Genomic DNA, 24,096 nt, shown 5'->3' with positions numbered 1-24,096 from the left:
TTAGCACAATACAGATAATTATACAAAGAATATTTACTTCCTGATTACATAGTGATAGCACCATCAGCCCACCTTAACTTATAAGACAAACTTTCCCGTATTGCTCATGTAGTAAAGTCTGGCCATTTATGCAAGGCCTGGATGTTTGGGTAAGCCTTGAACAATTGGCTAGGAATGTGGGGAAGCTTAATGGCGGGCAACAGCAGGCCGAAGCATTCATTGACTCTGTAGAAGCAAGAATGTCAGCGATTGCGGCACAGCTTGGGAGGCCTACCGAAACTCTATTGATTATCAAAATCCGAGATAACCAACATGTGCGTGTCTATGGATCAGGGAGCCTGGAAGATGCAGCTTTGACACAGTTTGGATGTGAAAATGCTTGGCAGGGACCTACTAATAACTGGGGTTCAGTACTCTTTCAGTTCGTGAAGCATTTGCACTGACAGGCCAAATCGTTGTTCTTAACCCAGCTCATGCTCAAGACATATCTGGTTCAACATTACCAAGGTCAGGGCTATGGCAGCATTGGCTAGATGATACGTCAGTAAGTATGGAAAGAAACTATTGGCCATGGGGAGGCTTTACTTCAATGCTCCGCTTTGCTGAACCTCTCCAAGAAGCACTACAAGCAGATACCCAAACTTAATCAAAGCGCGCTAAGCGTTCCTAGCGCGCTACTGAAACCACATTAAGAGTTATAAAGTCAAAAAAATATATTATTCAAAATAGATTTCTCTCAACTTCGTACGAGTGTTGCCCAACACTAACTCCTAACAGCTTCTCCAACTGAGAGAGCAAGGCACTATCAGTAATGATTGAGAAATGATCATTGAGAGTCTCAGTTGAGGTCTTAGGGACGCTATTCAACTGTTCAACCAGCGCTCTCTGTTCTTCCCAAGCTCTTCCCGCTTCCCACCAACAGTTCACTTCACAGTTTAATTCTGGCAAGGTATCAAGCTGTAGTGAAAGGTGCTTCAAGTGCCGCGCCACACAGAATATCCGAGCAAGCTCTTCACTGCCCAGTGCAGCATACCCCTCGCGCGCATTTGTATCGGATGATGTCATTGATCTCTCTAACTTAATGGCAATTTCTTCCTCACTCGGTTCGTTAGTATCTTTTTCATTGCCGCCGAGCGCTTCAAGTGAAATACCTGGCAGTATGGCCGATGAGAAACTAACAAGATCTCGCTGCCAGTTATCCTCACTACGCAGACTACCTCCCGGTATATAGGGATCTATCAAAGCCAGTTGACTCACATTTTGCCCTAGCCCTTCAAGTCGAGCCGCGATCATCGCAGCTAATGCCCCACCAAGGGACCATCCCAATAGTCGATAGGGCCCCTCGTGCTGTATGCGGCGTATCGTCTCCACATAGGCATCCGCCATTGCCTCCAGAGACGAGTCTTGATGCTCAGGATCAGTTAGCATCCGGCACGGCAGTCCATAGACCGTGCATATTCCCTGCAGGTGTCGGGCCAATGGTTGATAGTCGTAAACCGTTCCCATCACAGCATGGATGCAGAATAGCGGCGGCTGATCGGGACACTCACCGTTGAGCATGACAGTCCCTTTCGGCAGCGACTCGCTGTTACCCCTCAGTCCCAGCAGATCCGCAATGGTCGATTTCTGCATCAGGTCGAACAATTTGAAGTTAAGTCCAGGTTTTCGCAGTGCTTGCACGCGCCCCATCACTTTCAAGCTCAGCAGGGAGTCCCCGCCCAACTCGAAGAAGTTGTCGGTCTCACCGACCCGTTCAACACCCAACACTTCTTGCCATATCTCGGCGAGCTGCTGGGCTTCCGAGGTAGAGGGTGCCACATACTCACGAATTTCCTCTAGATCCGGCTCGGGCAACGCCTTACGATCCACCTTGCCATTGGCATTCAATGGCAGTGCATCCAACGTAATCACGACGCCCGGCACCATATAATCCGGTAGCTTTTGGCCCAGCGCTTCACGTAGTGCGCGGGTATCGAGCTCACCGTCGGCTTGAGGCACCACATAGGCCACTAGCCTCGAGCCACTAGGACTTTCCTGTGCAACCACTACCGCTTCGCGAATCTCCGGTTGAGCCAACAGCTCGGCTTCGATCTCACCTAGTTCTATACGCAGGCCGCGGATCTTCACTTGGTGATCAAGACGACCCAGGTACTCAAGTTGGCCATCCTCCCGCCAGCGCACCAGGTCCCCCGTACGGTAGAGGCGCTCGCCTTCCGTAAACGGATCGGCGACAAAACGCTCCGCTGTGAGATCACTGCGATTGAGATAGCCACGGGCCAGGCTTACCCCGCCCAGGTACAACTCTCCAGCGACGCCCTGTGGTACCAGGTTGAGTTCGCCATCCAAGACGTAGGTACGGGTACCGCTAATGGGTCGCCCAATGGGGATCTGGCGGTGGACGTCATCACGGCACCACCAGTGAGTGACATGAATGGTGGCTTCGGTGGGGCCATAGAGATCATGCAGGTTGGCACCATCAAGGCACTCAGCCACATCTTGCTGCAGCGTGGCTGGAACGGCCTCGCCACCGCACATAATATGCTTGAGCCGCGTCTTGGCCTTAACATCGGGATAGGCCAGGAAAGCCTTTAACATGGAAGGCACAAAATTAAGTGTAGTGACTCCGTGCCGCTGGATCAGCTCGATGATGCGTTCTGGATCCCGATGATCGCCTGGTTGAGCTACCACGAGGCGAACCCCGGCACACAATGGCCAGAAAATCTCCCATACGGAGACGTCAAAACCGAAGAGCGCCTTATGCAAGACAGCATCTGACTCATTGAGCTGATAGGTCTCCTGCATCCAGACCATGCAGTTGGTCAAGGCATTATGGCGGATAGCGGCGCCCTTGGGTCGCCCGGTGGAGCCTGAGGTGTAAATCACATAGGCGAGGTGCTCGCCGCGGATCGCCACCGAAGGGTTTGTCGAGGCGTGATGCGTGACATCCAACTGATCCAACTCAATAACGCTCAGACTTTCCGAGACCGGCAAAATCTCGCGAAGAAACTGTTGGGTCAGGAGTAGTTCGATGCCACTGTCTTCGGCAATATAAGCAAGCCGTTCAGTGGGGTAATCAGGATCCAGCGGCACATATGCACCGCCAGCTTTAAGAACAGCCAATAGCCCTACTACCATCTCGATAGAGCGCTCAACGGCAATGCCCACCCGGGTTTCAGGGCGCACACCCAAGCCAATCAAATAGTGCGCTAAACGGTTGGCACGAATATTAAGCTCGCCGTAGCTGAGACGGTGCTCGGAGAAGATCAATGCCATTGCCTCTGGCGTCTTCATGGCTTGGCATTCAATCATTTGGTGGACTGGCTGACCACTGGGATGCTGGAGTGAGCTCTCCCCCCACTCGTTCAACAACTGCCTTTCGTCTTTTCCTAGCAGGCTGATATCGCTCAATGATTGCTGAGGCGCCTTTTGAAGACTATTTACAATGCCGACCAGTGCCGCACACATATAATCACACAACCGCTGAGCCCCGAGTTTGTGGCTAACCTGCCCCACCAGTTGGAACCCCTCGCCAAGGTCGTCTACTGACATCACAATTGGGTAGTTAGTACGCCCCCGATTGCCCAGGGCTTTCATCCCCTCCCACGCCCGGCTAGTTGCATTCTCCTCTAGAGCACTATAACGATAGTTCAGTAAGGTTGAGAACAGTGGTGATCCTCCACCTACTCCGCTGCATCGCTGTGCTAGTCCGAGACTAGCATGCTCGTGGTTCAACAATTCGGCCAACTCACTATGGGTCTGGCGTAAACAGTCGCCCACGCTGTTAGTACCTAGTCTAATACGAATAGGTAACGTGTTAATGAACATCCCAAGTGCTCTTTCGGCGCCCTCACTACCTTGCATACGGCCAAATAGTAGAGTGCCGAATACCACGTCGTCCCGCCCTGTCGTTTTACTCAGCACTTGCGCCCAGGCTAGGTGAAATAGGGTAGCGGTACTGACACCATGTCGCTGTGCTTGCTGTCGAACTTGTTGGGCCAGTTCTGCTGTCAGTGGTAGGCGAATCTCCTCAATACCACTGCCATCGCCACGTACATCCAGTAATCCGAATGGAGCAGTAGGCTCCTCAACATCGCCCAATTTTTCTCTAAAGAAGGCTTCATGCTCTGTCTGACTCACTCCCAACCTTGCCTGTGCTACGAAGTTTCGGAATGGCAGCAGTTTGGGTAACTCACCTTCTCGTCCTTGCTGGATTAGGGCAATCTCGTCCACTAGCAGATCAAGTGTGGTGTGATCCAGCACCAGGTGGTGGCTGGGCAGTTGCAGTAGCCATCGTCCTTGCTCAGCATCTTGTGCCGCAATAGCTCGCACCATCGGCGCCTGGCGTACATCGATGCGATAATGTTCAGGATTAACATGAGCATTTAGTCGCTCGGAAACGCTGCACGAAACACTGGTTTCTTCCATTTCCAGCCACTCCACCTCTAGTGAGGCATGCCGATACACCACTTGTACTGGTTCATGAAGCCCTTCCCAGAGCACTGCAGTGCGCAGAATATCGTGACGGGCAATAAGTTGATTGAAACCGGCAACGAACTGCTCAAGTCGTTCCTTACTATCAAAACCCAGCAGGCAAGGGAGTACATAAGTGTCACCCTCTTGCTGTAATCGGTGATGGAAAAGGATGCCCTCCTGCAATGGTGCCAGAGGGTAGATATCCTGGATATTAATCGCCCCGCCTGGCACTGCATCTTCTATGCGACTGATTTCATCTATATCCAAATCGATCAGCGTCAGCATCTCCGGCTGGATCGACCGACAATGCTCTGGAATCCTGTTGGGGGGTACAACCAGTTTTTTCCTATCAGGCTCTAGGGACAGCGCCTTGGCAAAGGCCGCTAGTTCTGGCGATTGGAACAGCGTTCTTACTTGAGACTCCAGGCCTCGAACTCGCATACGCTCAAGCACACTCAGTGCCAACAGCGAGTGCCCCCCTAACTCGAAGAAGTTGTCGTGGCGCCCTACCTGCTCGACACCCAGCACCTCGCTCCAAATCGCCGCCAGTGCCTCTTCCGTCTCCCCTTGTGGTGGAACGTATTGTGAGCTACTGGCGAAGTCGGGCTTGGGCAATGCCTTGCGATCCACCTTGCCATTGGGCGTTAGTGGCAAGGCATTGAGCATCACCACCACACTTGGCACCATATAGTCGGTCAATACTTGCCCCAGACGTTCGCGTAGCTCGGCCGTATCGATCGATTCATGTGGCTGGGCGACAGCATAAGCTACCAACCTGGCTCCTCCCGGCCCTTCCTGGGCCACCACTACCGCTTCTCGTATTACATCGAACTCCACCAACCGAGACGTTATCTCTCCCAACTCAATGCGCTGGCCCCGTATCTTGACCTGCTGATCAGTGCGTCCGATGTATTCAAGCACGCCATCGGTGCGATAGCGGGCAAGATCGCCTGTCCGGTAAAGCCGCTCTCCAGGCACATCGGCAAACGGGTTGGGCACGAAGCGCTCCGCCGTCAGCTGCGGCTGATTCAGGTAACCCCGCCCAACCCCAACACCGGCGACATATAGCTCGCCACTCACCCCCGTTGGTAGCGGGTTCAGTTGGTTGTCGAGGACGATTAACTGGGTGTTATCGGCCGGTTTACCGATTGGCACCACGGCTACGTGCTCGTCATCGTCGCTACGCAGTAAGTGCAGGGATACATCATCGGCACATTCTGCAGGGCCATAGGCATTGACCAATGGGATCGTCGGGTAGCGCGCAAACCATTGGCGCACTAGCTCAGACGTGGAGGCTTCGCCCGTGGGCAGCAGCCAGCGCAGTGCTGGCAGGTCGACTGAGGCAGTATTCAACATTCCCTGGATCACTGCAGGTACGCTTTGCAGTACCGTGACGCCGTTGTCGCGCACATAAGGGAGCAACGCGCTGGGGTCGCGTGCAATCTCATCAGGCACGATCTCGATGCAAGCACCGCACAACAGCCCCGCCAGCGTTTGCCAGACGGAGATATCGAAACTCAGCGCTGCGGTCTGGGCGATGACATCGCTGGCCGACAGATCCAGGTAGGGAACCTTGCTCAACTGGTTATTGAGCATGCCACGATGGCTAACGACTACACCCTTGGGTTCACCGGTGGAACCGGAGGTATAGATGACATAGGCGGCCTGATCAGGGTGCACCCGTACGTTGATATCCCCCTCTAGCCCTTCCGCCACGACGAGATCTTCGAACACAAACATCTGCGGCGGGTTGGGCATGGATGCAAGCACACCTTCGAGATGCGGTGTCTGCTCAGCGGTGACAACCAGAACCGATGCCCGGCTGGACGCTAGCATATCGGTGATACGCTGATCAGGAAGCCGGGTATCCAGTGCTAGATACGCACCGCCAGCCTTAAACGTACTCAGAATCATGCTCGGTAACGCCAAACCACGCTCGGCCTGCAGGGCTACGACATCATCCTTCTTCACCCCTGCTTGCCGCAGCGCCTGGGCAATGCGATTAGAGGTGCCTTCTAGCTGATCATAAGTGAGAAACTCTCCCTGGTGGCGAACGGCAAATTGGCGTGGATGCTGTCGTACCTGCTCACGGAACAGCTCGATATAGCCTCGCTCAAAGGGATAAGCAACTGAATACCCATTGCACTGCGCCCGCTGCGTCTTCATCTCATTTACAGGCAATACTTCCAGCTCATGATAGAGAGCGTCAGGCCTGTCAATAATTTGCAAGAGGATTTGACGGAAGCCCGAGAGCAGTCTCTCGACCCCGGAGTCGTCAAACTTTCGGGCATCGTAGGAGAGCTGCAGCATCAATTGCTCGCCAGGCACCACCACTACGGTCAATGTGTAATTAGTGTGGGTTCGGTTACCCTTGATGGACACATGAAGATCTTCAATTTTCTCCGTGATGCTGGCCTCTATCGGCGCATTTTCGAATACAAAGAGACTATCGAATAGACTGCGCCCTTGTAGCCCTTCTCCTAGCGATTGGATTTCGACTAACGGCAAGTGCTCGTATTGACGCATCTCCAGGTTTTTCGCCAATAGCTCATGCAGCCAATCAAGGACAGATGTTTGCGGCGAAGGCGCTGACACACGCAGTGGAATCGTGTTGATAAACAGCCCCATCGTCTCCTGTATGCCCTCCAGTTCTAGCGGACGCCCAGCCACTGTCACACCGAACAGAATGTCATCCACCTGGGAAAGCCGCCCTAACAGCAGTGCCCATGCTCCTTGTACGATCGTATTGACAGTCAATTGATGCTGTCGGGCAACGTTCTGTAGCTCTGCACTCTCATCGTGGGAGAGAGAAGAGAATACATCGGCCACCGTGGCAACACTGTCGAGCGAACCGTGCGGTTTAAGATAAGGAATTGGTGTTACCTCATCGAAACCTTCAAGCTCATGTTGCCAATAGTTGCGGAGGACATTGGCATCCTGTTGCTGCAACCAAGCGATAAAATCACGATACGGCCTTGGTTGCGTCAGCTCATGACTCGTACCTAGACGATAGGCATCGTAGTAGTGGAAGAAATCACTGAGCAACAGGGAGCGGCACCAGGCATCCATCAGAATATGGTGGAAACTCTGTACGACGTAGAACAGGTTCTCCGCCAGTTGAATAAGGCGTACCTTGAGCAGTGGTGGCCTTTCCAGATCGAAGCCATCATCAAGTTCCTGGCGCAATAACTTCGACAAGCAACGATCAGCCTCATCCTCGTCCATGCCGTGCCAATCGATATATTCCACTGGCGAAGGAACTTGCCGATACACCACTTGCAACTGCATGTCTTCGGTTTGCCAGACGAATCCTGTACGTAAAACCTCATACCGTTCGACGACTCGTTGCCAGGCTTTCTCGAAAGCGTTGATATCAATCGGCGAAGCAAATCGGTAGCGATCCTGCATCATGTACATACCCGCGCCTGGATTGAGCAGGGTATGCAATAGTAGCCCTTGCTGCATAGGTGCCAGCGGGTAGATGTCCTCAACATTGGTGGCATCCAATCGCAAATCATCCAACTGCGCCTGACTCAGCCCCGCCAGCGGGAAGTCCGATGGCGTGGCGCCACGAACGCCGCTGTCACAGTGCTCGATCAATGCCTCTAGTTGCGCTTGGAAGCTTGCTTGCAAGGCATGTATCGCTGCCTCGCTGTGAATCTCACGACTGTAATGCCAGCCAAACTGCAGCTGGCCCTCCTGAACCCAGGCCACCACCTCAATCCAGGTACGGCGTTCACTTTGCGGTGCGCGGGGCTGCCCGGCGTTCTCTTTGGCGAGTTTCCAGGCCGCATCGCCCTGCAGAGAGCGGTCAAACTGGCCTAGATAATTGAAGGTGATCTGGGGATAGGCACCACCGACCAGCGCGGGTTCCTCTTTCAAATAGCGCAGCACGCCGTAACCGAGCCCCTTGTCAGGCACTTGGCGAAGTTGCTCTTTGATTGCTTTTAGGCTCGTAGCAGGCTCTGCATTACCCGGCGTCAGGCGAACCGGGTAGAGGGAGGTGAACCAGCCCACGCTGCGACTGAGATCGATACCGTCGAACAGGTCTTCGCGGCCATGGCCTTCCAGCTCGATCAGTACGCTGTCTCGCTCCGCCCATTGGCACAGGGCGCCCGACAGTGCCGTGAGAAGCAGATCATCCACCTGGGTACGATAGGCTTTATGCACCGGCCCCAGCAGTTGCGTAGTTGCCTCAGTAGACAAGCTGCCGGCAAGTGATGAGGTATCGGCAACGGTGTTGCGGCCCTGGGAATTCTGTGCCGGTAGACTAGGCTCTGGCTCGTTGACGAGACTTTCCCAATAGGGGCGTTGCTCAGCCAACGCCTCCGATGTGGCGTAGTCGGCCAGGGCGCGCGCCCATTCATCAAGCGAGGTGGTGGCTGGTGGCAGGTCGAGCGCCTTTGCTGCACTTAACTGCGTGTAGGCCGTTTGCAGGTCGTCGAGAATCACGCGCCACGACACGCCGTCTACCACCAGGTGGTGAGCCACTAACAGCAGTCGCCCGCCATGCTCGCCTCCCAGTTCCATCCATATGGCACGGAACGGCCGCGCCAAACTCAGACTGCGCTGTGCAGCATCGGCGGCCTGGGTGATGGCCTGCGCCGGATCCGCCTGATCGCTCAGGTCGAGGTGCTCGAAGAGATCGTCGGCTAGCTTGCCATAGGCTTGTTGCCAGCGATCGTCGATGCGCTCAAAGCGCAGCCGCAAAGCGCCATGATGATCGACCACTGCCTCAATGGCACGCCGTAGCCGCGCGGTGTCTACCACACTGGCCGCTTCCAGCATCAACGACTGATTCCAGTGGTGTGGCTCGGCAAAGTTCTGTTCGAAGAACCAGCGCTGTACCGGCAGCAGTGCAAAGGGGGCCACCTTATCGGGCGCAGCCGTTTGTTTAGGGGCAGCAGCCGCCAAGGGCGTGGCCATCGCCGCCACGGCGGCAACGGTCTGCCCTTCCATCAACTGCTTGGGCGTTACCTTGTAGCCACGCTTACGAGAGCGCGCGACGATCTGCAAGCTGAGGATGGAGTCGCCACCCAGTTCGAAGAAGTTGTCATTACGACCCACCTGCTCGCAGCCGATTACATCGGCCCAGACCGCTGCCAAAGCCTCTTCTGCTTCTCCCTGGGGAGCTTCAAAGGCTTTACCACTACCGGTTTGCACCGACTCGGGCAGCGCCTTGCGATCCAGCTTGCCATTGGCGGTTAGCGGTAAGGCATCCAGCCGTACCATGGCGCTGGGCACCATATAGTTCGGAACGCGTTCGCCAAGCTGCGCGAGTAACGCGGTATCATCGACGCTGCTCCCGGCTGCCATCACCACATAGGCGTACAGTTGCGCGCGACCTTCTTCGTTTTCCCGTGCAATTACTTCGGCTTCTGCAATATCCGGCTGATCGCGCAGCAGGGCAGCGATTTCGTTTGGTTCCACCCGATAACCGCGAATCTTGACCTGATCATCCACACGGCCAAGGAACTCCAGGCCACCGTCGGCCAGTTGGCGCACCTGGTCACCGCTGCGATAGAGCCGTTCGCCTGCATGGAAGGGGCTGGCGACGAAACGTTCTGCCGTTTGCCCCTGGCGCTGTAGATAGCCTTGAGCCAGTCCTAGGCCACCCAAGTAGAGTTCCCCAGCTACGCCCTTCGGCACCGGATTAAGCCACGGGTCAAGCACATAGGCCTGAGTATTGGCCAGCGGCGTGCCGATCGGCAGTGTGCTGGCAGCTCGATCGGCCATGTCGGCGTGCTGGGTGAGAATGCCTACCGTGGTTTCCGTCGGGCCGTAGTGATTAAGCACCCGACAGGTGGGCTTGAGCTCGGCGATACGCGCCAGTAGCGCCCAGTCGGCCGCTTCGCCACCCAGAATCAAACGCTCGTGGGGAAGTACATCGGCCGGGGTTGCGGCACTCAACAGCGCCCGCAGGTGGCTAGGCACTACCTTCAGCACATCCACCTGCTGTTCCCGCATATAAGCCGCAAAGGCATCCGGGTCGAAGGCGCACTCGGGGGAAATAAGATGCAAGGTGCGCCCGGTGCACAAGGCACCAAACAGCACCGTATGCCCCAGATCCGCCGCCACCGTCGACACCATCGCCATGTTGCGGGCATCCTCTGGTAGCGCCAGCGCCTCCAGAACGCCCTGCACGTAATTGGCCAGCGCAGCGTGGCTGACCGCTACGCCCTTGGGCTTGCCCGTGGAGCCAGAGGTATAGATCACATAGGCCGTCTGTTGGGGATGGATAACGGGTAGTTCGTGCTCTACTGCAACTGGAATATCATCGGCAAACGTCAGCTCCATTACCGGAACGTCACCGCTCCAGTCGCAAGCCGTACTACTCAGCATTAAGCGAGCGCCACTGTCAGCCAGTTGATAGGCCAAACGCTCCGCTGGCAGTTGTGGATCAAGCGGCACGAAGGCCCCGCCCGCTTTGAGTACGGCAAGAATGCCGAGTACGTATTCGCATGAACGCTCGGCGTGAATGGCAACACGCACCTCGGGGCCTACGCCCTGTTCCCTTAACGCTGCAGCTAGCCTTTGAGCCTGGGCATCCAAACTTCCATAAGTGACTGTATTATCCCATGCATCTTGCATCGCAAGTTGTTGGGAATGCTCTTCGACGGCCTGACCCCAGAGCTGTGTGACGTTGCCATAAGATAATGCGGTTGATTTGCCTTCAAGCACCGAAGTCGGGGCGGGGATTTCGAGCGATGCCAACGGCGTATTTGGTTCTTTAAGCACTTGCTCAGCCAGGCTTTGTAGTGCTCCGGCGAGTCTCTTGATTGTCTGTTCGTCAAACAGTGCCGTCGCATAGGCGAAGACGCAGTGAATACCATCGGAGGAATCGGTAAAATCAACGCTTAGATCGAAGTGAGCATCACCACCGCTGAGTTCTTCAAGATGTACCTTTAAGTCACCTACGGTCTTTTCTCTTTCCAGCTCTTTCTGCTGGGTGCACTTGATCTGAAATAGCGGATGTACGCCAGACTGGCGATCAGGCTGTAGCGCCTCTACCAAAGTATCGAAAGGAATATCCTGGTAGTCCTGCGCATCAAGCACGGTTTCTTTAACTGCATCTAATAAACTGGCAAACCCCTTTGTAGGCTCTAATAAGGTTCTCAGCACTTGAACATTGAGCAAGTAACCAATCAAACCATGTGTTTCAGCTTTGTTACGGTTAGCACTTGGAGAACCTACCCTTATGTCGCTTTGTCCACTGAAGCGATGTAGCGTCAGCTTTAACAGTGACAGCATCACCATATACAGCGAAGCGCCATGCTCACGGGCTAGCTGATGAATACCTTGGCTCACCTCACGAGATAATTGAACATGACACTGGCCAGCTTTCGATGTCTCCAGGGAGCCTCTTGGGCGATCAAAAGGAAGATCGATAGGCGTGTGCGAGTCCCCCAAGCGTTGGCGCCAGTGGTCTAGCTGCCGCTCCATTTCGCCAGCCTCAAACCAACTCCGCTGCCATATCGCATAGTCACCAAACTGAATGGGTAACGATGGTAGTGCTGCATTACGTTGTTGGATTTGGGCTTCATAAAGCTCGAACAGCTCATCGATGAGCAACTGAATCGACCAACCGTCACAAGCGATATGGTGCAATACAATGGCAACCGCATGATGGTTAGTATTCAACTGGTAGATTGCCATGCGGAATGGCGGTTCAACATCAAGCGCAAACGGGCGCTGAGAGAACTCGCCAATAAGGCGCTGTAGTTCTTTTTCCTGCTCTGAACCGGCATGGTGCTGTAAATCATCTTGTAATACCGGAGCCCGCCAGCCACTGAGAACTTCCTGCTGAGGCTCTCCATCCTCGCTCTGAGGATATATCGTGCGGAGTACTTCATGACGCGTCACAAGGTCATTCACACTCGACTCGAATGCCGCAACATCCAGTGGGCCTTGCAAATGAAATACACCGGGCATGTTATAAGCCGGGCTTGTCGGATCAAGCTGCCACGTCAGCCATAAGCTACGCTGCGAATATGACAACGGAAATCGCTCAGCGCGGGTAGCCGGTACGATAGGAAGCTCACGAAAATCAATGCCACTACTTCTCAGCTTATTCAGGAAACTTCGCTGCGCATCAACCTGTAACTCTGCAAAACGTTGAGCAATCTTTCTTTCGTCCAATTCCATGCTTCACCCTTCCAATTCGTTGAGCAGTTGATCCATAGTGGAGAGCCGCTTCGTGCGATCACCCTCGGCATTCACCTGTTTTAATGCGACTTGTGTTGCCAGTTTCGTCAGCATTGGATGTTCAAAAATAAGTCTTACTGGCAACGCTTCACCAAAGCGCTGCGTGAAACGAGCCGATATCTGAGTTGCTAAAAGCGAGTGGCCTCCCAACTCGAAGAAGTTGTCGTATCGGCCCACACGTTCGACGCCAATTACCTCTGACCAGATGTCCGCCAGCGCTTCTTCCACTTCGCCCTGGGGCGGCTCGTACTGCGAGTTACTGGCCAAGTCCGGCTCGGGCAATGCCTTGCGATCCACCTTGCCATTAGCATTCAGCGGCAGTGCCTCGAGCGTGACAACGACGCCCGGCACCATATAGTCCGGCAGTCGTTGCCCCAGCATTTCACTCAGTAAACTGGTGTAGAGTTCACTATCGTTTTGGGGCACCACATAAGCGACTAACCTAGAACCACCGGGGCCTTCTTGGGCGACCACCACCGCTTCGCGAACTTCCGGCTGAGCTAATAGCTCGGCTTCGATCTCACCTAGCTCGATCCGCAAGCCACGGATTTTTACTTGATGATCAAGGCGGCCCAGGTATTCGAGCTGACCATCATCACGCCAGCGCACCAGATCGCCGGTGCGGTAGAGGCGCTCGCCCTCCGTAAACGGATCGGCGACAAAACGCTCCGCTGTGAGATCACTGCGATTGAGATAGCCACGGGCCAGGCTTACCCCGCCCAGGTACAACTCTCCAGCGACGCCCTGTGGTACCAGGTTGAGTTCGCCATCCAAGACGTAGGTACGGGTACCGCTAATGGGTCGCCCAATGGGGATCTGGCGGTGGACGTCATCACGGCACCACCAGTGAGTGACATGAATGGTGGCTTCGGTGGGGCCATAGAGATCATGCAGGTTGGCACCATCAAGGCACTCAGCCACATCTTGCTGCAGCGTGGCTGGAACGGCCTCGCCACCGCACATAATATGCTTGAGCCGCGTCTTGGCCTTAACATCGGGATAGGCTAGGAAGGCCTTGAGCATTGAAGGCACAAAGTTGAGCGTGGTAACGCCATGCCGCTGGATCAACTCAATGATGCGCTCTGGATCACGATGGTCGCCCGGTTGGGCGATCACCAAACGTGCCCCGACACTCAGCGGCCAGAAAATCTCCCAAACCGAGACGTCGAACCCGAATGGCGCCTTATGCAATACGGCATCCGCATCGGTGAGCTGGTAGGTCTCTTGCATCCAGACCATGCAATTGGTCAAGGCATCATGGCGGATGGCAGCGCCCTTAGGCCGCCCGGTGGAGCCCGAAGTGTAAATCACGTAGGCGAGGTGCTCGCCGTGCAGCGCCACCGCCGGATCGGTAGAGCCGCGATGTGCAACGTCCAGCCGATCCAACTCAACAACGCTGAGACCATCCGCTACCGGCAATGATTCGCGTAAATGGTGCTGAGTCAGCAGCAGCTCAATGCCGCTATCGTCGGCGATGAACGCCAGCCGCTCCATGGGATACTCTGGATCCAGCGGCACATAGGCGCCGCCCGCCTTGAGAATACCCAATAGCCCCACCACCATCTCGATGGAGCGTTCCATGGCGATGCCCACTCGGGTTTCGGGACTCACTCCCAGGCCGATTAGATAGTGCGCTAGTTGATTGGCGTAGGTATTAAGCTCAGCGTAGCTGAATGACTTATCAGCAAATACGAGCGCCGTGGCTTCAGGGGTTGTCGCCGCTTGTTGCTCAATCAAATGATGAACTGGCACAGCATCGGAGTATCCTTGAGTGTTTACTCCCCATTGAATAAGTTGCTGTCGCTCGGAATTTTCAAGCAACTCGATATCACCCAGTGCCTGCCCTGGTGACATCAGCAACCTTTGCAGTAATGTCTCAAAATATCCCGCAAGGCGCCGAATGGTCTCAGGCTCGAACAGCCCCGACGCATAAACCATGCTAAATTTCAGCTCTCCGTCAGGGGACTCCCGCACCTCTAGCGTTAAATCGAACTGAGCATCCTGGTGTAGAAACCCTGACTCAGTCAGTGTCAAATCGGGCAATGTCTGAAACCCAGAGAGATCCTCTTGCCGATAGTTGAACATGACTTGGACAAGTGGGTTATGAATCGAATTACGTGCGGGCTGTAGCGCTTCAACAAGCTGCTCAAAAGGTAAGTTTGAGTGCGCCAGGGCACCGATAACAGCGTCTTGACACTGTGTCAGTACCGTTTCAAATGAGTGGCGACTATCGATGTTATTGCGCAATACCAAGGTATTAACAAAGAACCCGATTACCCTCTCTATTTCCTGACGCTGCCGATTAGCTACCGGCACTCCCACGCGGATATCTTGCTGCCCGCTATACCGGTGCAACAGTCCTTGAAAGGCTGCCAAGAGCACAGTGAAAAGGCTTGTATTCTGGCTCTCGGCGAATCGGCGCAGGCCCACTTGGAGCTCGTTGGGAAGAGAAAACTCATGCTGACCGGCACGCTTGGCCGTTGACGCCTGCCGGGGATGGTCGGTTGGCAAGTCCAACACAGGGTGCTCGCTACCAAGCTGTTGTTGCCAATAAGCAAGCTGTCGCTCTCCCTCACCGGCGGCCAGCCAGTCACGCTGCCAACTTGCATAGTCAGCGTATTGGACACTCAACTCAGGCAACTGAGCAGGCTCACTACGAATATAGGCACGGTAAGAAGTCGCCAGCTCATCGAGCATGATCTGCATCGATACGCCATCGGAGATAATGTGATGCATGACAACGACCAAAGCATAGGCATCGTCGCTCACACGCAGCAACGCGGCTCGCAACAGCGGGCCTGTTGAGAGATCGAACGGCTCATCATTTATCCGCCGTATCGTGTCATCCTCACGCTGCCGAGCCTCCTCAGCAGGCATGCCACGAAAATCGACGACTTCCAGGTCAAAGGAAGCGTCAGGTCTAATTAACTGCTTGGGAACCCCGTCCTTATCAACGTAAAACAGAGTACGCAACGACTCATGCCGGGCCACCAAACCGCCAAAGGCATCACGCATTGCTGCCGTGTCCAATTGGCCTGATAAACGCAGAATGCCACCGATATGGTAAGCAGTGCTCTCAGGCTCCAGTTGCCATAAAAACCATAGGCGTTGCTGGTCAGGAGAGAGAGGCAATGGCTCGGAACGCTGTGTAGATGACAATATTGGGATCGGCGATCGCCCCGAATTGGCATGGTCACTGCTGATACGCTCGACTTGATTTGCCATAGCGCCCAGTGAGGAGTGTTCGAACACTGACTTAGCTGAAAAATCAATCGCCCAATGATCGCTAATGCGTGACGCCAACTGCACTGCCGCCAGAGAATTACCCCCGCTGGCGAAGAAGTGGGCATTGCTCCCCAGTGGCGTTTCATTGCTGTCTCCCAGCACTTGGCGCCAGAGCGTCGCTAACGTCTGCTCCGTTTCACTCCCTGGTTCCGCACTAGATTGCGATGATTCTCCAGAAGCAGCGTCCTTATCGTCGCCGCCGCTGACAAAATGCCCGAAGGCGTGAATGGCGTAGACATCCAGGCTGCCCGCTTCCCAGCCTTGGCGGCAGGCACTGCGCTGTAGCTTGCCGCTGGAGGTCTTGGGCAGGCCACCGGGGTTGAGTAGCAGCGCGACAGAGAGCGGCTCATGGCAGGCGGACCCTACCGCCTCACTGAGTGCCTCGATCAACTTCTCGGCGGGTACCAGCTTCTGCATGCCGCGGGAGACTTCTGCCGCAACGCCGATTCCTTCAGCGCCTTCAGGCGTGGTCACGGCAAAGGCCGCCACGCGCCCTTTGCGCACGGCTTCCACTTCAGCCTCGATAGCGCTCTCGATATCCTGGGGGTAGACGTTATTGCCGCGCAGAATGATCAGGTCTTTAATACGCCCGGCGATATACAACTGCCCTTGGTGTAAAAAGCCTAAATCGCCGGTGCGTAGCCAGCGGGCGTCGTTGCCTTGTGCATAGGTATCGTGAGCGTCGCTATCACCAGCACCGGCATGCTGCCAACTGACCCCATCACGGGTAACAAAGGTTTTGGCCGTGGCTTCAGGGTTGTGCCAATACCCCTGTGCCACGCTGGGCCCTTGGACCCAGATCTCGCCGACGTCGCCTTCGGGCAGCGAGTGAAGCCCATCGGGATCGACAATATCGATTGTGTGGCCTGGCTCCGGGGTGCCGCAGTCCACCAGTGTATTGCCTTCCACCGCTGAGGCGGCCTTCCCCTCGGCCAGCGACTGTTGCGAAAAAGTCGTGCTCACCACGCCCGTACTTCGCGGATTACAGCTAACCAGCAGCGTGGCTTCAGCTAGACCATAGCAAGGGGCTGCGGTATCAGCAGAGAAGCCCGCCGGGCAGAAGCGTTCAATAAAGCCAGTGAGGGTTGCGTGGCGTACCGGCTCGGCGCCTGAGAACGCGACCCGCCAGCTGGATAAATCGAGCGTCTCAATCTGTTCGTCGCGAATACGATCAAGGCACAGCCGATAGGCGAAATCGGGGCCACCGCTAATGGTGCCCCGGTGGCGGGAAATCGCTTCCAGCCAACGTACCGGCCGCTGCAAAAAGAAGGTGGGGCTCATCAATACAGCAGGAATACCGCGATAGAGGGGCTGCAGCAGGCCACCGATCAGCCCCATGTCGTGGTAAAGCGGTAGCCAACTAACGAAGACATCATCAGCACCAATCGAGAAACCTGTCTCGATAGCGCGCTCATTGGCCATTAGGTTGCCATGGCTGACCATAACGCCTTTGGGCGTGGCCGTGGAGCCTGAGGTATATTGCAAAAAGGCGATATCACCGCGCTTAGGGCGATGCTCGACCCAATGGTCAGCGAGGGCCTCGTTTACTGCATCTACGGGGATCAATTCAGCGCTACCGAAGTCCTTTCCCGCTGAAGCAACCAGCTCAATAATCGTCGAAGAAGTGAGCACACAGGCAGCCTGAGAATCATCGGCGATGGCAAACAGACGTGCCAGGTGCTGCTGCTTGGCCGACTCCGGTGGGAAGACCGGCACAGCAATCACCCCGGCGTACAGACAGGCAAAGAACGCCACCACGTAGTGTTCATCGTTATCCAGCAGGATCAAGGCACGCTCGCCCACAGGGAACCGTTGTTGTAGCTCGCTGGCCAGGGCACGTGAACGTCGCTCCAGGGTGGCGTAGTCAAGCGTGGTTTCACCCTGAGCATTCACCACAGTCAGCGCCCTGTCGTTGGGCCTTTCCCGGGCCAGGCGACTTAAATGCTCAACATAGCTTCTAAAAGCGTCATTGCGACTAGCATCGTTATGGGACGGGCGGCTGTTCACTGTCTGAGCGTGCCTAATATTCATATACGTACCTGCTGGAGTTCCTGGCCGTGGGGTAAAGTCTTGCGTTCAGTCGTTGGAGAGGTTGCCGTGACCTTCCGCCATGGCGACAACGACTTTGCGCGGCCCTTTAAACGGCGTTCGTGCGTGGGCGACCAACATGTTGTCGAGCATCAGCACATCGCCCGCCTGCCAGGGGAACATCACCGTTTCCTCGGCCATTACGCCGCGGATCTCATCGAAAATGGCATCGTCAATGGGGCTGCCATCGGCAAAGAAGACGTTGCGCGGCATGTCTTCGGGGTCGAGCATCTCTTCCAGCGATTCACGTACTTCTGGCTGCAGGTTGGAGACATGGAAAAGGTGGCCCTGGTTGAACCACACCGGCTCACCGGTGACCGGGTGAGTCTCTATGCCTTGGCATAGCTGGGTGGTACGCAGGTCGCCGTCGGGTTTCCATTCGCAGCGAATCCCCGCGCGCTGGCAGAATGCCTCCACTTCGGCGCGGTCTTCAGTGTTAAACACCTGTTGCCAAGGCATATCGAAATCGCCGTAGTTGCGCACGTAGAGAATGCCGGGTTCGAAGCGCTCACGAATCTCTGTCGGCATACGGCGGTAAATGGCACGGCTATCGGCTATCGGCGTCTCTCCCCCCTCGGGTGACGCGGTGACACAGTGGAACCAGATTTTCATCGGCCACTCACGGGTATAGGCCTGCTCGTTGTGCAGGGGAATATGTTGATGGGCGGGGTATTCGGTGGAGGTATAAATGCCCGAGGACACCGCTGAGCGTGGCGTCGAGGCGAACTCGTAGCTCAGCAGTGGATGGCCAAAGGCGGCGGCAAACTGTTGAAAATCATCAACGGCGGGAACGTCAAAGCCTCTCAGTAGCACGCCGCCCACTTTGGTCACTAGTGACTCAATATCCGCACGCAAATCACCAAAGGCTTCCAGCAGCGGCTGCCCTGGGTAGGCGGGGGAAATCAAAATGGGCAGCTCCGAATCAGCTGGCCCCTGACGTTGGGATATGGCGTTGGTTGGGTGCGTTAGTGTTGCGCTTTGGCTGTCCATTATTGATCTCCTAAAAAGTCATTGAGTAGCGTTAACCTTGGGCATAGCCTTGATCGCTATAGCCCGAGTCGAGATAGCTTGTGTCGATATAACCCAGGGCAGCGGCATAGCCACTCGGCGCTGGCAGCGGCCATGCCTGCAGAGGTGATGACACGGGAAGCGAGTGCTCAAGGTGATAGGTGTTCGGCCCTGAAGAGGACGTAATAGAGAGCGACTGCAGATGATCGGTAATTCCAAGGCCCAGGGTTTTGAGCACCGCCTCTTTGACCACCCAGCGCTCCATAAAGGGTAGATTGGCGCCGCTAATGTGATCACGCTGCTCGCTAGGCGATAGAACCAACCCATGCAACGGCGCCAGTTCGTCCTCGGGTCGGCGACGCTCAATATCGACCCCCACCGCGCCGCCGGGAGCGAGCGCGATCAGGGCGACATCACCAGAGTGGGAAACATTGAAAGCAGGCCCCTCAGCGTTTTCCAGCTCGGGTTTGCCGTAGGCGTTCTGAGTAAACACCAGCTTTTCTGGCGCTATACCGGTGTACTCAGATAGCAGACGCCGCAGGGCAGCGCGTGTTGCCATGGCCCGGATGGCATCGGCGCGATGGCGAAACTGCTGGGCACGCTGCCACTCGGCTCGGCTCAGCAGTCGATCATCGTCGTCGGCCACCGGGGCATTCAGGTCGAGCGCCAGGCACCAAACCTCAAGTCCCTCTGGCACCCCTTCAGCTAACCGCAGGCGCTGCATGGGGCACCTCCTCAAGCCTCCGGGTCAGCGCACGTTCTATGGTCTCCAGCACTTGCGCTTGCTGCTGGCGAATAAAGAAGTGGCCGCCTTCGAACCAGTTTAAAGAGAACGCCCCACCCGCTTCTCGCCGCCACGCTTCCAGACGCTCTTCCTCGATATCGTCTTCACGCCCAGCGAGTACCTGTAGGGGGTAAGCAAGCGGCGACCCGCCGCGATAGCGGAAACTGCGGCAGAGGCGATAGTCCGCTGCTAACACGTCCAGGGTAAGGCGCAGCAGTTCAGGGCTTTCGAAAACTTCCTCAGGAGTGCCGCCCTGTTGACGCAGATCCGCGATTAAGGCCTTATCGTTATCAAGCCCCGCCAAGCGTTCTGGGTCGCGCATTGAGGGCGCTGCACTGCCTGAGGCGAATAGCATCCGTGGCTGAGGGCGCCCCACATCGCGCAAGCGTGCCGCCATGCCGTAGGCCAGCAGCGCCCCCATGCTGTGGCCGAACAGGGCAAAATCACCGCGCATCCGTGTTGCCTGCTCTTCGCACAGCCGCACCACCTGGGTCTCGAAGTCGTCGATAAGCGGCTCACCCAGGCGCTCGCCACGACCAGGCAATTCGACGGGATACACCTCGACCCAGGCGGGCAACTGGCGCTTCCAGCGCAGATACATGGTGGCGCTGGCCCCGGCGCAGGGCAGGCAGAGCAGCCTTAAACGTTTAACCGGCATTCACCTGCTCCGCCTCGGCACTGGCTTGCTCATCCATCCACTGGCGCAGTGACAGTGGTCGCATATCGGTCCAGGTCTTTTCGACGTAGTCGAGGCAGGTTGGCTTATCGCCGAGCACACCGGTATCCGTCCAGCCAGCAGGAATCGCTTTCCATTCCGGCCAGAGGGAGTACTGCTCTTCGTGGTTGACTAATACGCGGAAGACAGCATCTTCACGATCAAAACAGCTTGTCATGGGTAGAACCTCACCGTTGCCTAAGGAATGAGAAATAAAACGCAATTGCTTCTCATTAATTAATGACGTGTGAGGAACCAGAAAATTTAATGTCGGGAAGGAAAAAATAGAAAGAATGCGGGCGAGGGCTAAACGGCTCTAGCGCTTAAAAACATGGAAGGCGTCAAACCATCAAGGAGGAAAACCAGGGGCACAAAAAAACGGAGTGGTTAAAAAGCAGCGAGTTATCAGTTGCGCTCATCACTGCGCGGAATCATCCCCGTGAGCAGCCAAAGCTGTTCTGCTTCATGAAATACTCGGCGATGCTGGGAAGAGTCTGCCAACCATGCATTCAGCGCTTCGCGATCAGCGTCGCTCAACGTCTCTTCATGCTCTCGCATCAGCCAATCAATAGCAGTTTGCCAAACGGCATCGTCGCCGCTTCCATTATCCATCGTTACTGTCAAACCTCGCGCCTACTGCCTGCTCAATACCTGCCTGGGGAAGCGTCTGGGCTTTCGACGCTATAACCACCTAAAAACAGTGTAACAAAGCGACAACAAAGGAGGCACACAAAAGTAGGCTTACCGCCTTTGTAACGACCGACGGCAATGAGTCAGCGCATCGCGGATCATAAAATTAACCGACGTGGTGGAAACCTCTAATTGCTGGGCCACTTCCCGCTGGGTATGGCTTCCCGAACGGTAGAGTTCAAAGGCGCGGCGGGTCCGCTCAGGTAGCTCATCCAACGCTTCAACCACCTGGGCCAAGGCCTGGCGATCAATGGCAATCACCTCAGGCGAATGCGAAGCGCAAGAGGTGTTATCTCCCTCCTCTTCTTTTGCAAACAATGCAGACTCAAAAGCGGAACGGCGACAGCGGTCAATGGCGAGGTTACGCACCACCCGTGACACGTAGGATATGGGCTGCTTTACCTCAAAAAGGGTGGTTGCTTCTGAAATTTTAAGATAGGCATCCTGTACAACATCATCGGCTTGATCAGTATTGCCCAATACTTTTGCGGCGACACAGCAGAGCCGGGGTCGCTGATTAACGAAGATATCCTCTAACTCAGCATTCCACGACTGGGTATCCACGGTTTGGCCTCCTGCCTTGATTAACACCACGGAATAAATAGCAATAGTTATTATTTGCGTTAAATGACAGTAAGTCAATCGGTGAGCGCCAACCCACTTTTGATAAGGATATGCTTGATGTTATCCAGCGGCACATAGACGCCACCGCTTTGAGAATCGCCAGTAGCCCCCAACCACCATCTCTATGAAATGCTCAACAGCGATGCCTACCCACAGATGACATCTTCCCTGATTTTCAGGGTAACCGCTCCCTCGATATTCTCGGTAACCTGAGCTTCCAACTAACCGAAAACCAGACGCTGGATCTCAAGGCCCAGCTGTATGAATCCGGCTATGAAGACGATAAAGGGGTTTATTTTCCCAATCTGGCCTCATCGACGCCCAACTTGAGAGAGACTGAAATCCGTGATGGTTTCTCGGCCGACCGGGAGCCGAAAACCGACCGCCGCATGCTCAACGCCAACTACCATCATGCGGATTTCTTTGGGCAGAACCTGTACCTTCAAGCCTATCATCGTGAAGAGGAATCAAGCTCCCATCCATTCCCCTACCCGGATGATGATGGCAACTATTACTTCACCACCTCCAAGCAGAACACCCCCTCACCGGGCTCAAGACGCTGATTTCATCGGCCATCCGCGATACCGTCATCCTGGATTGTGGTCTGGATATCGACCGCGAGGAATTCAATGCCAGTGCGCTTTCGCCCCGCTTTCATATGCGGGGTTTTTTAATGGATAGGACGACGACGCCAACGTTCTCCCCTCTTATCACCCAATAAACAAGAAGTCTCCGCGGCATAGCCTTTCTTCTCCAGGCTCACGCGATATTGACTTCGCCTTGATACTATCCATAATACAAACAAAAATAATTAATATTCGTATAAAAAGACATGTTAATGTTTGGAGATTATTCGTGAATCACCTCACTTCTTGCAAGCGGAGGCTCGCGTTCCTGGGATGCCGAATAAGGCAAACGTCATCCTCAACGTCAATCTAGTCGCAGCCTATGCCTACACAAGCCACTTAAACCAGCTCTCGCCATGGGGTGACTATCGCCTCAGTGATGTCGGTCTACCCAGGCTGAAACTGGGTGTTGGTATACGCTCTATCCGTAGTGACGATGGCGCTTTTTTATCCGCAAAACACAGGCATGATTTTGGCATATCAAAAAAAGACGTTAGATCGCTCTGTACGTCATAAAAGCATGGCCTTATTGATTGCGTTGCTCATCAGTTTCTTAATGGGCAACGCATCAATGGCCAGCGAGAAAAACAGCGTAGCGCCATTGGCAACGTTTGATTTCGCCATCGCGGAGACCCTCAATGCAATAGGTCATCCACCTAAGTTTCTGTCGGGCCTTGAAGGATACGAAACATATTCACGGCAAGAGGGGGTTCTACCCCATGCAACCAACCTCGGCTACCGCCACCTTCCCAACCTTGAGTTGCTTGCAAGTGACCCACCACAACATATTCTGATCTCACCGCCTGCTCATGTCAGTTTACTCCCCAGGCTCAGAAAAATTGCGGAGGTTAAGGAGTACCGGCTTTATAGGTATGCCGATAGCAATGGCAACCATAACGACTGGGAAACAATCGAGGAACTGACGCGTCAGCTTGGCGACTTGGTGGAAGATCCTGACGCGGTAGAACACTATATCGAACAAGCCAGCCGCCACTTCACATCTCTCAAGCAAGCGCTTACGGATATCGATTCGCCTTTATTAGTGGTACGCCTGATGGATGAGCGCCATGCCCGCGTGTACGGCGAAGGAAGCGTTGAAGGCATGATGTTAAACCGCCTTGGCCTGGATAACGCTTGGCAGGAGGACCTAGGCCGATGGGGAATGACCACCGTCGGCGCGACATCTCTGTTTGATATTGATGCCAAATTGGTGTTTCTGGATAGCCCCTATGGTCCGGACGGCGGTGTGAGACAACTCCTCTCGGATGGCCAGTGGCGACATTTGCCAGCCGTGAAACAGGGACGCTATACGATTATCCCCGTCAATTATTGGTCCTGGGGAGGTTTACCTGCCGCCCGGCGTTTTGCCGACAATCTTGTTAGCCGCCTGACTGAAAGCGGCAATGCTTCTGCCAATACTAGTCAGTGATCCTGGCTCTGCCTGCTAACAATCATCGCCTCTCTTGCATGAACTTTTGTCTTTTATCTCCTGCCTTTCCCATTGCCTACATAGCGTTGACATGACATAAAAACTATTCATAATACAAATAATAACAATTAGTATTTGCATAAAATCGATACAAATTTAATGCAAGGAG

10 protein-coding genes are annotated in these 24,096 nt (G+C 55.0%); 2 read left to right on the top strand and 8 right to left on the bottom strand.

Features of this window, described 5'->3' with window-relative positions; genetic code table 11:
- Positions 1 to 720 precede the first annotated feature (720 nt).
- The 8 genes from NH395_RS05070 to NH395_RS05035 form a co-directional block, all read right to left on the bottom strand.
- The gene (locus NH395_RS05070; RefSeq protein WP_253022864.1) at positions 721 to 12,618 is read right to left on the bottom strand and encodes a non-ribosomal peptide synthetase; all 11,898 of its coding nucleotides are present in this window, start codon (positions 12,616 to 12,618) and stop codon (positions 721 to 723) included.
- Positions 12,619 to 12,621: 3 nt separating this feature from the next.
- The gene (locus NH395_RS05065; protein ID WP_253022862.1) at positions 12,622 to 17,994 is read right to left on the bottom strand and encodes a non-ribosomal peptide synthetase; all 5,373 of its coding nucleotides are present in this window, start codon (positions 17,992 to 17,994) and stop codon (positions 12,622 to 12,624) included.
- A 45-nt stretch (positions 17,995 to 18,039) separates the two neighbouring features.
- Positions 18,040 to 19,041, bottom strand: a complete 1,002-nt coding sequence (locus NH395_RS05060) for a TauD/TfdA family dioxygenase (RefSeq protein ID WP_253022860.1) — start codon at positions 19,039 to 19,041, stop codon at positions 18,040 to 18,042.
- Between the two features lie 31 nt (positions 19,042 to 19,072).
- The gene (locus NH395_RS05055; RefSeq protein WP_253022858.1) at positions 19,073 to 19,783 is read right to left on the bottom strand and encodes a 4'-phosphopantetheinyl transferase superfamily protein; all 711 of its coding nucleotides are present in this window, start codon (positions 19,781 to 19,783) and stop codon (positions 19,073 to 19,075) included.
- The gene (locus tag NH395_RS05050) at positions 19,761 to 20,501 is read right to left on the bottom strand and encodes an alpha/beta fold hydrolase (RefSeq protein WP_253022856.1); all 741 of its coding nucleotides are present in this window, start codon (positions 20,499 to 20,501) and stop codon (positions 19,761 to 19,763) included. Before NH395_RS05050 ends, NH395_RS05055 begins: the two co-directional genes overlap by 23 nt.
- Complete coding sequence (locus NH395_RS05045; RefSeq protein WP_230446157.1) at positions 20,491 to 20,736, bottom strand: MbtH family NRPS accessory protein; 246 nt, start codon at positions 20,734 to 20,736, stop codon at positions 20,491 to 20,493. Before NH395_RS05045 ends, NH395_RS05050 begins: the two co-directional genes overlap by 11 nt.
- Before the next feature lie 227 nt (positions 20,737 to 20,963).
- Positions 20,964 to 21,182, bottom strand: a complete 219-nt coding sequence (locus NH395_RS05040) for a DUF4880 domain-containing protein (protein ID WP_253022854.1) — start codon at positions 21,180 to 21,182, stop codon at positions 20,964 to 20,966.
- Positions 21,183 to 21,299: 117 nt separating this feature from the next.
- Positions 21,300 to 21,812, bottom strand: a complete 513-nt coding sequence (locus NH395_RS05035) for an RNA polymerase factor sigma-70 (RefSeq protein ID WP_253022853.1) — start codon at positions 21,810 to 21,812, stop codon at positions 21,300 to 21,302.
- Positions 21,813 to 22,198: 386 nt separating this feature from the next.
- Here NH395_RS05035 and NH395_RS05030 point away from each other — a divergent pair, with 386 nt between their 5' ends.
- Together NH395_RS05030 and NH395_RS05025 are read left to right on the top strand one after the other, a co-directional pair.
- Positions 22,199 to 22,435 carry a hypothetical protein gene (locus NH395_RS05030; RefSeq protein ID WP_253022852.1) on the top strand — a complete coding sequence of 79 codons (237 nt, stop codon included), beginning with the start codon at positions 22,199 to 22,201 and terminating at the stop codon, positions 22,433 to 22,435.
- Positions 22,436 to 22,934: 499 nt separating this feature from the next.
- Entirely contained in the window at positions 22,935 to 23,927 is a 993-nt protein-coding gene (locus tag NH395_RS05025; protein WP_253022851.1) for an ABC transporter substrate-binding protein, read from the top strand.
- Positions 23,928 to 24,096: the final 169 nt, after the last annotated feature.

It is taken from the genome of Halomonas sp. Mc5H-6 (genome assembly GCF_024124705.1).
GTDB classification, from domain to species: domain Bacteria; phylum Pseudomonadota; class Gammaproteobacteria; order Pseudomonadales; family Halomonadaceae; genus Vreelandella; species Vreelandella subterranea.
This window is presented reverse-complemented; position numbering and strand designations above follow the sequence as displayed.

What these genes read in the sequence shown, in the direction of transcription:
- NH395_RS05050 (WP_253022856.1), bottom strand. Translation starts at nt 20,501, where the DNA reads ATGCCGGTTAAACGTTTAAGGCTGCTCTGCCTGCCCTGCGCCGGGGCC.
- NH395_RS05060 (WP_253022860.1), bottom strand. Translation starts at nt 19,041, where the DNA reads ATGGACAGCCAAAGCGCAACACTAACGCACCCAACCAACGCCATATCC.
- NH395_RS05065 (WP_253022862.1), bottom strand. Translation starts at nt 17,994, where the DNA reads ATGAATATTAGGCACGCTCAGACAGTGAACAGCCGCCCGTCCCATAAC.
- NH395_RS05045 (WP_230446157.1), bottom strand. Translation starts at nt 20,736, where the DNA reads ATGACAAGCTGTTTTGATCGTGAAGATGCTGTCTTCCGCGTATTAGTC.
- NH395_RS05055 (WP_253022858.1), bottom strand. Translation starts at nt 19,783, where the DNA reads ATGCAGCGCCTGCGGTTAGCTGAAGGGGTGCCAGAGGGACTTGAGGTT.
- NH395_RS05025 (WP_253022851.1), top strand. Translation starts at nt 22,935, where the DNA reads ATGGCGCTTTTTTATCCGCAAAACACAGGCATGATTTTGGCATATCAA.
- NH395_RS05070 (WP_253022864.1), bottom strand. Translation starts at nt 12,618, where the DNA reads ATGGAATTGGACGAAAGAAAGATTGCTCAACGTTTTGCAGAGTTACAG.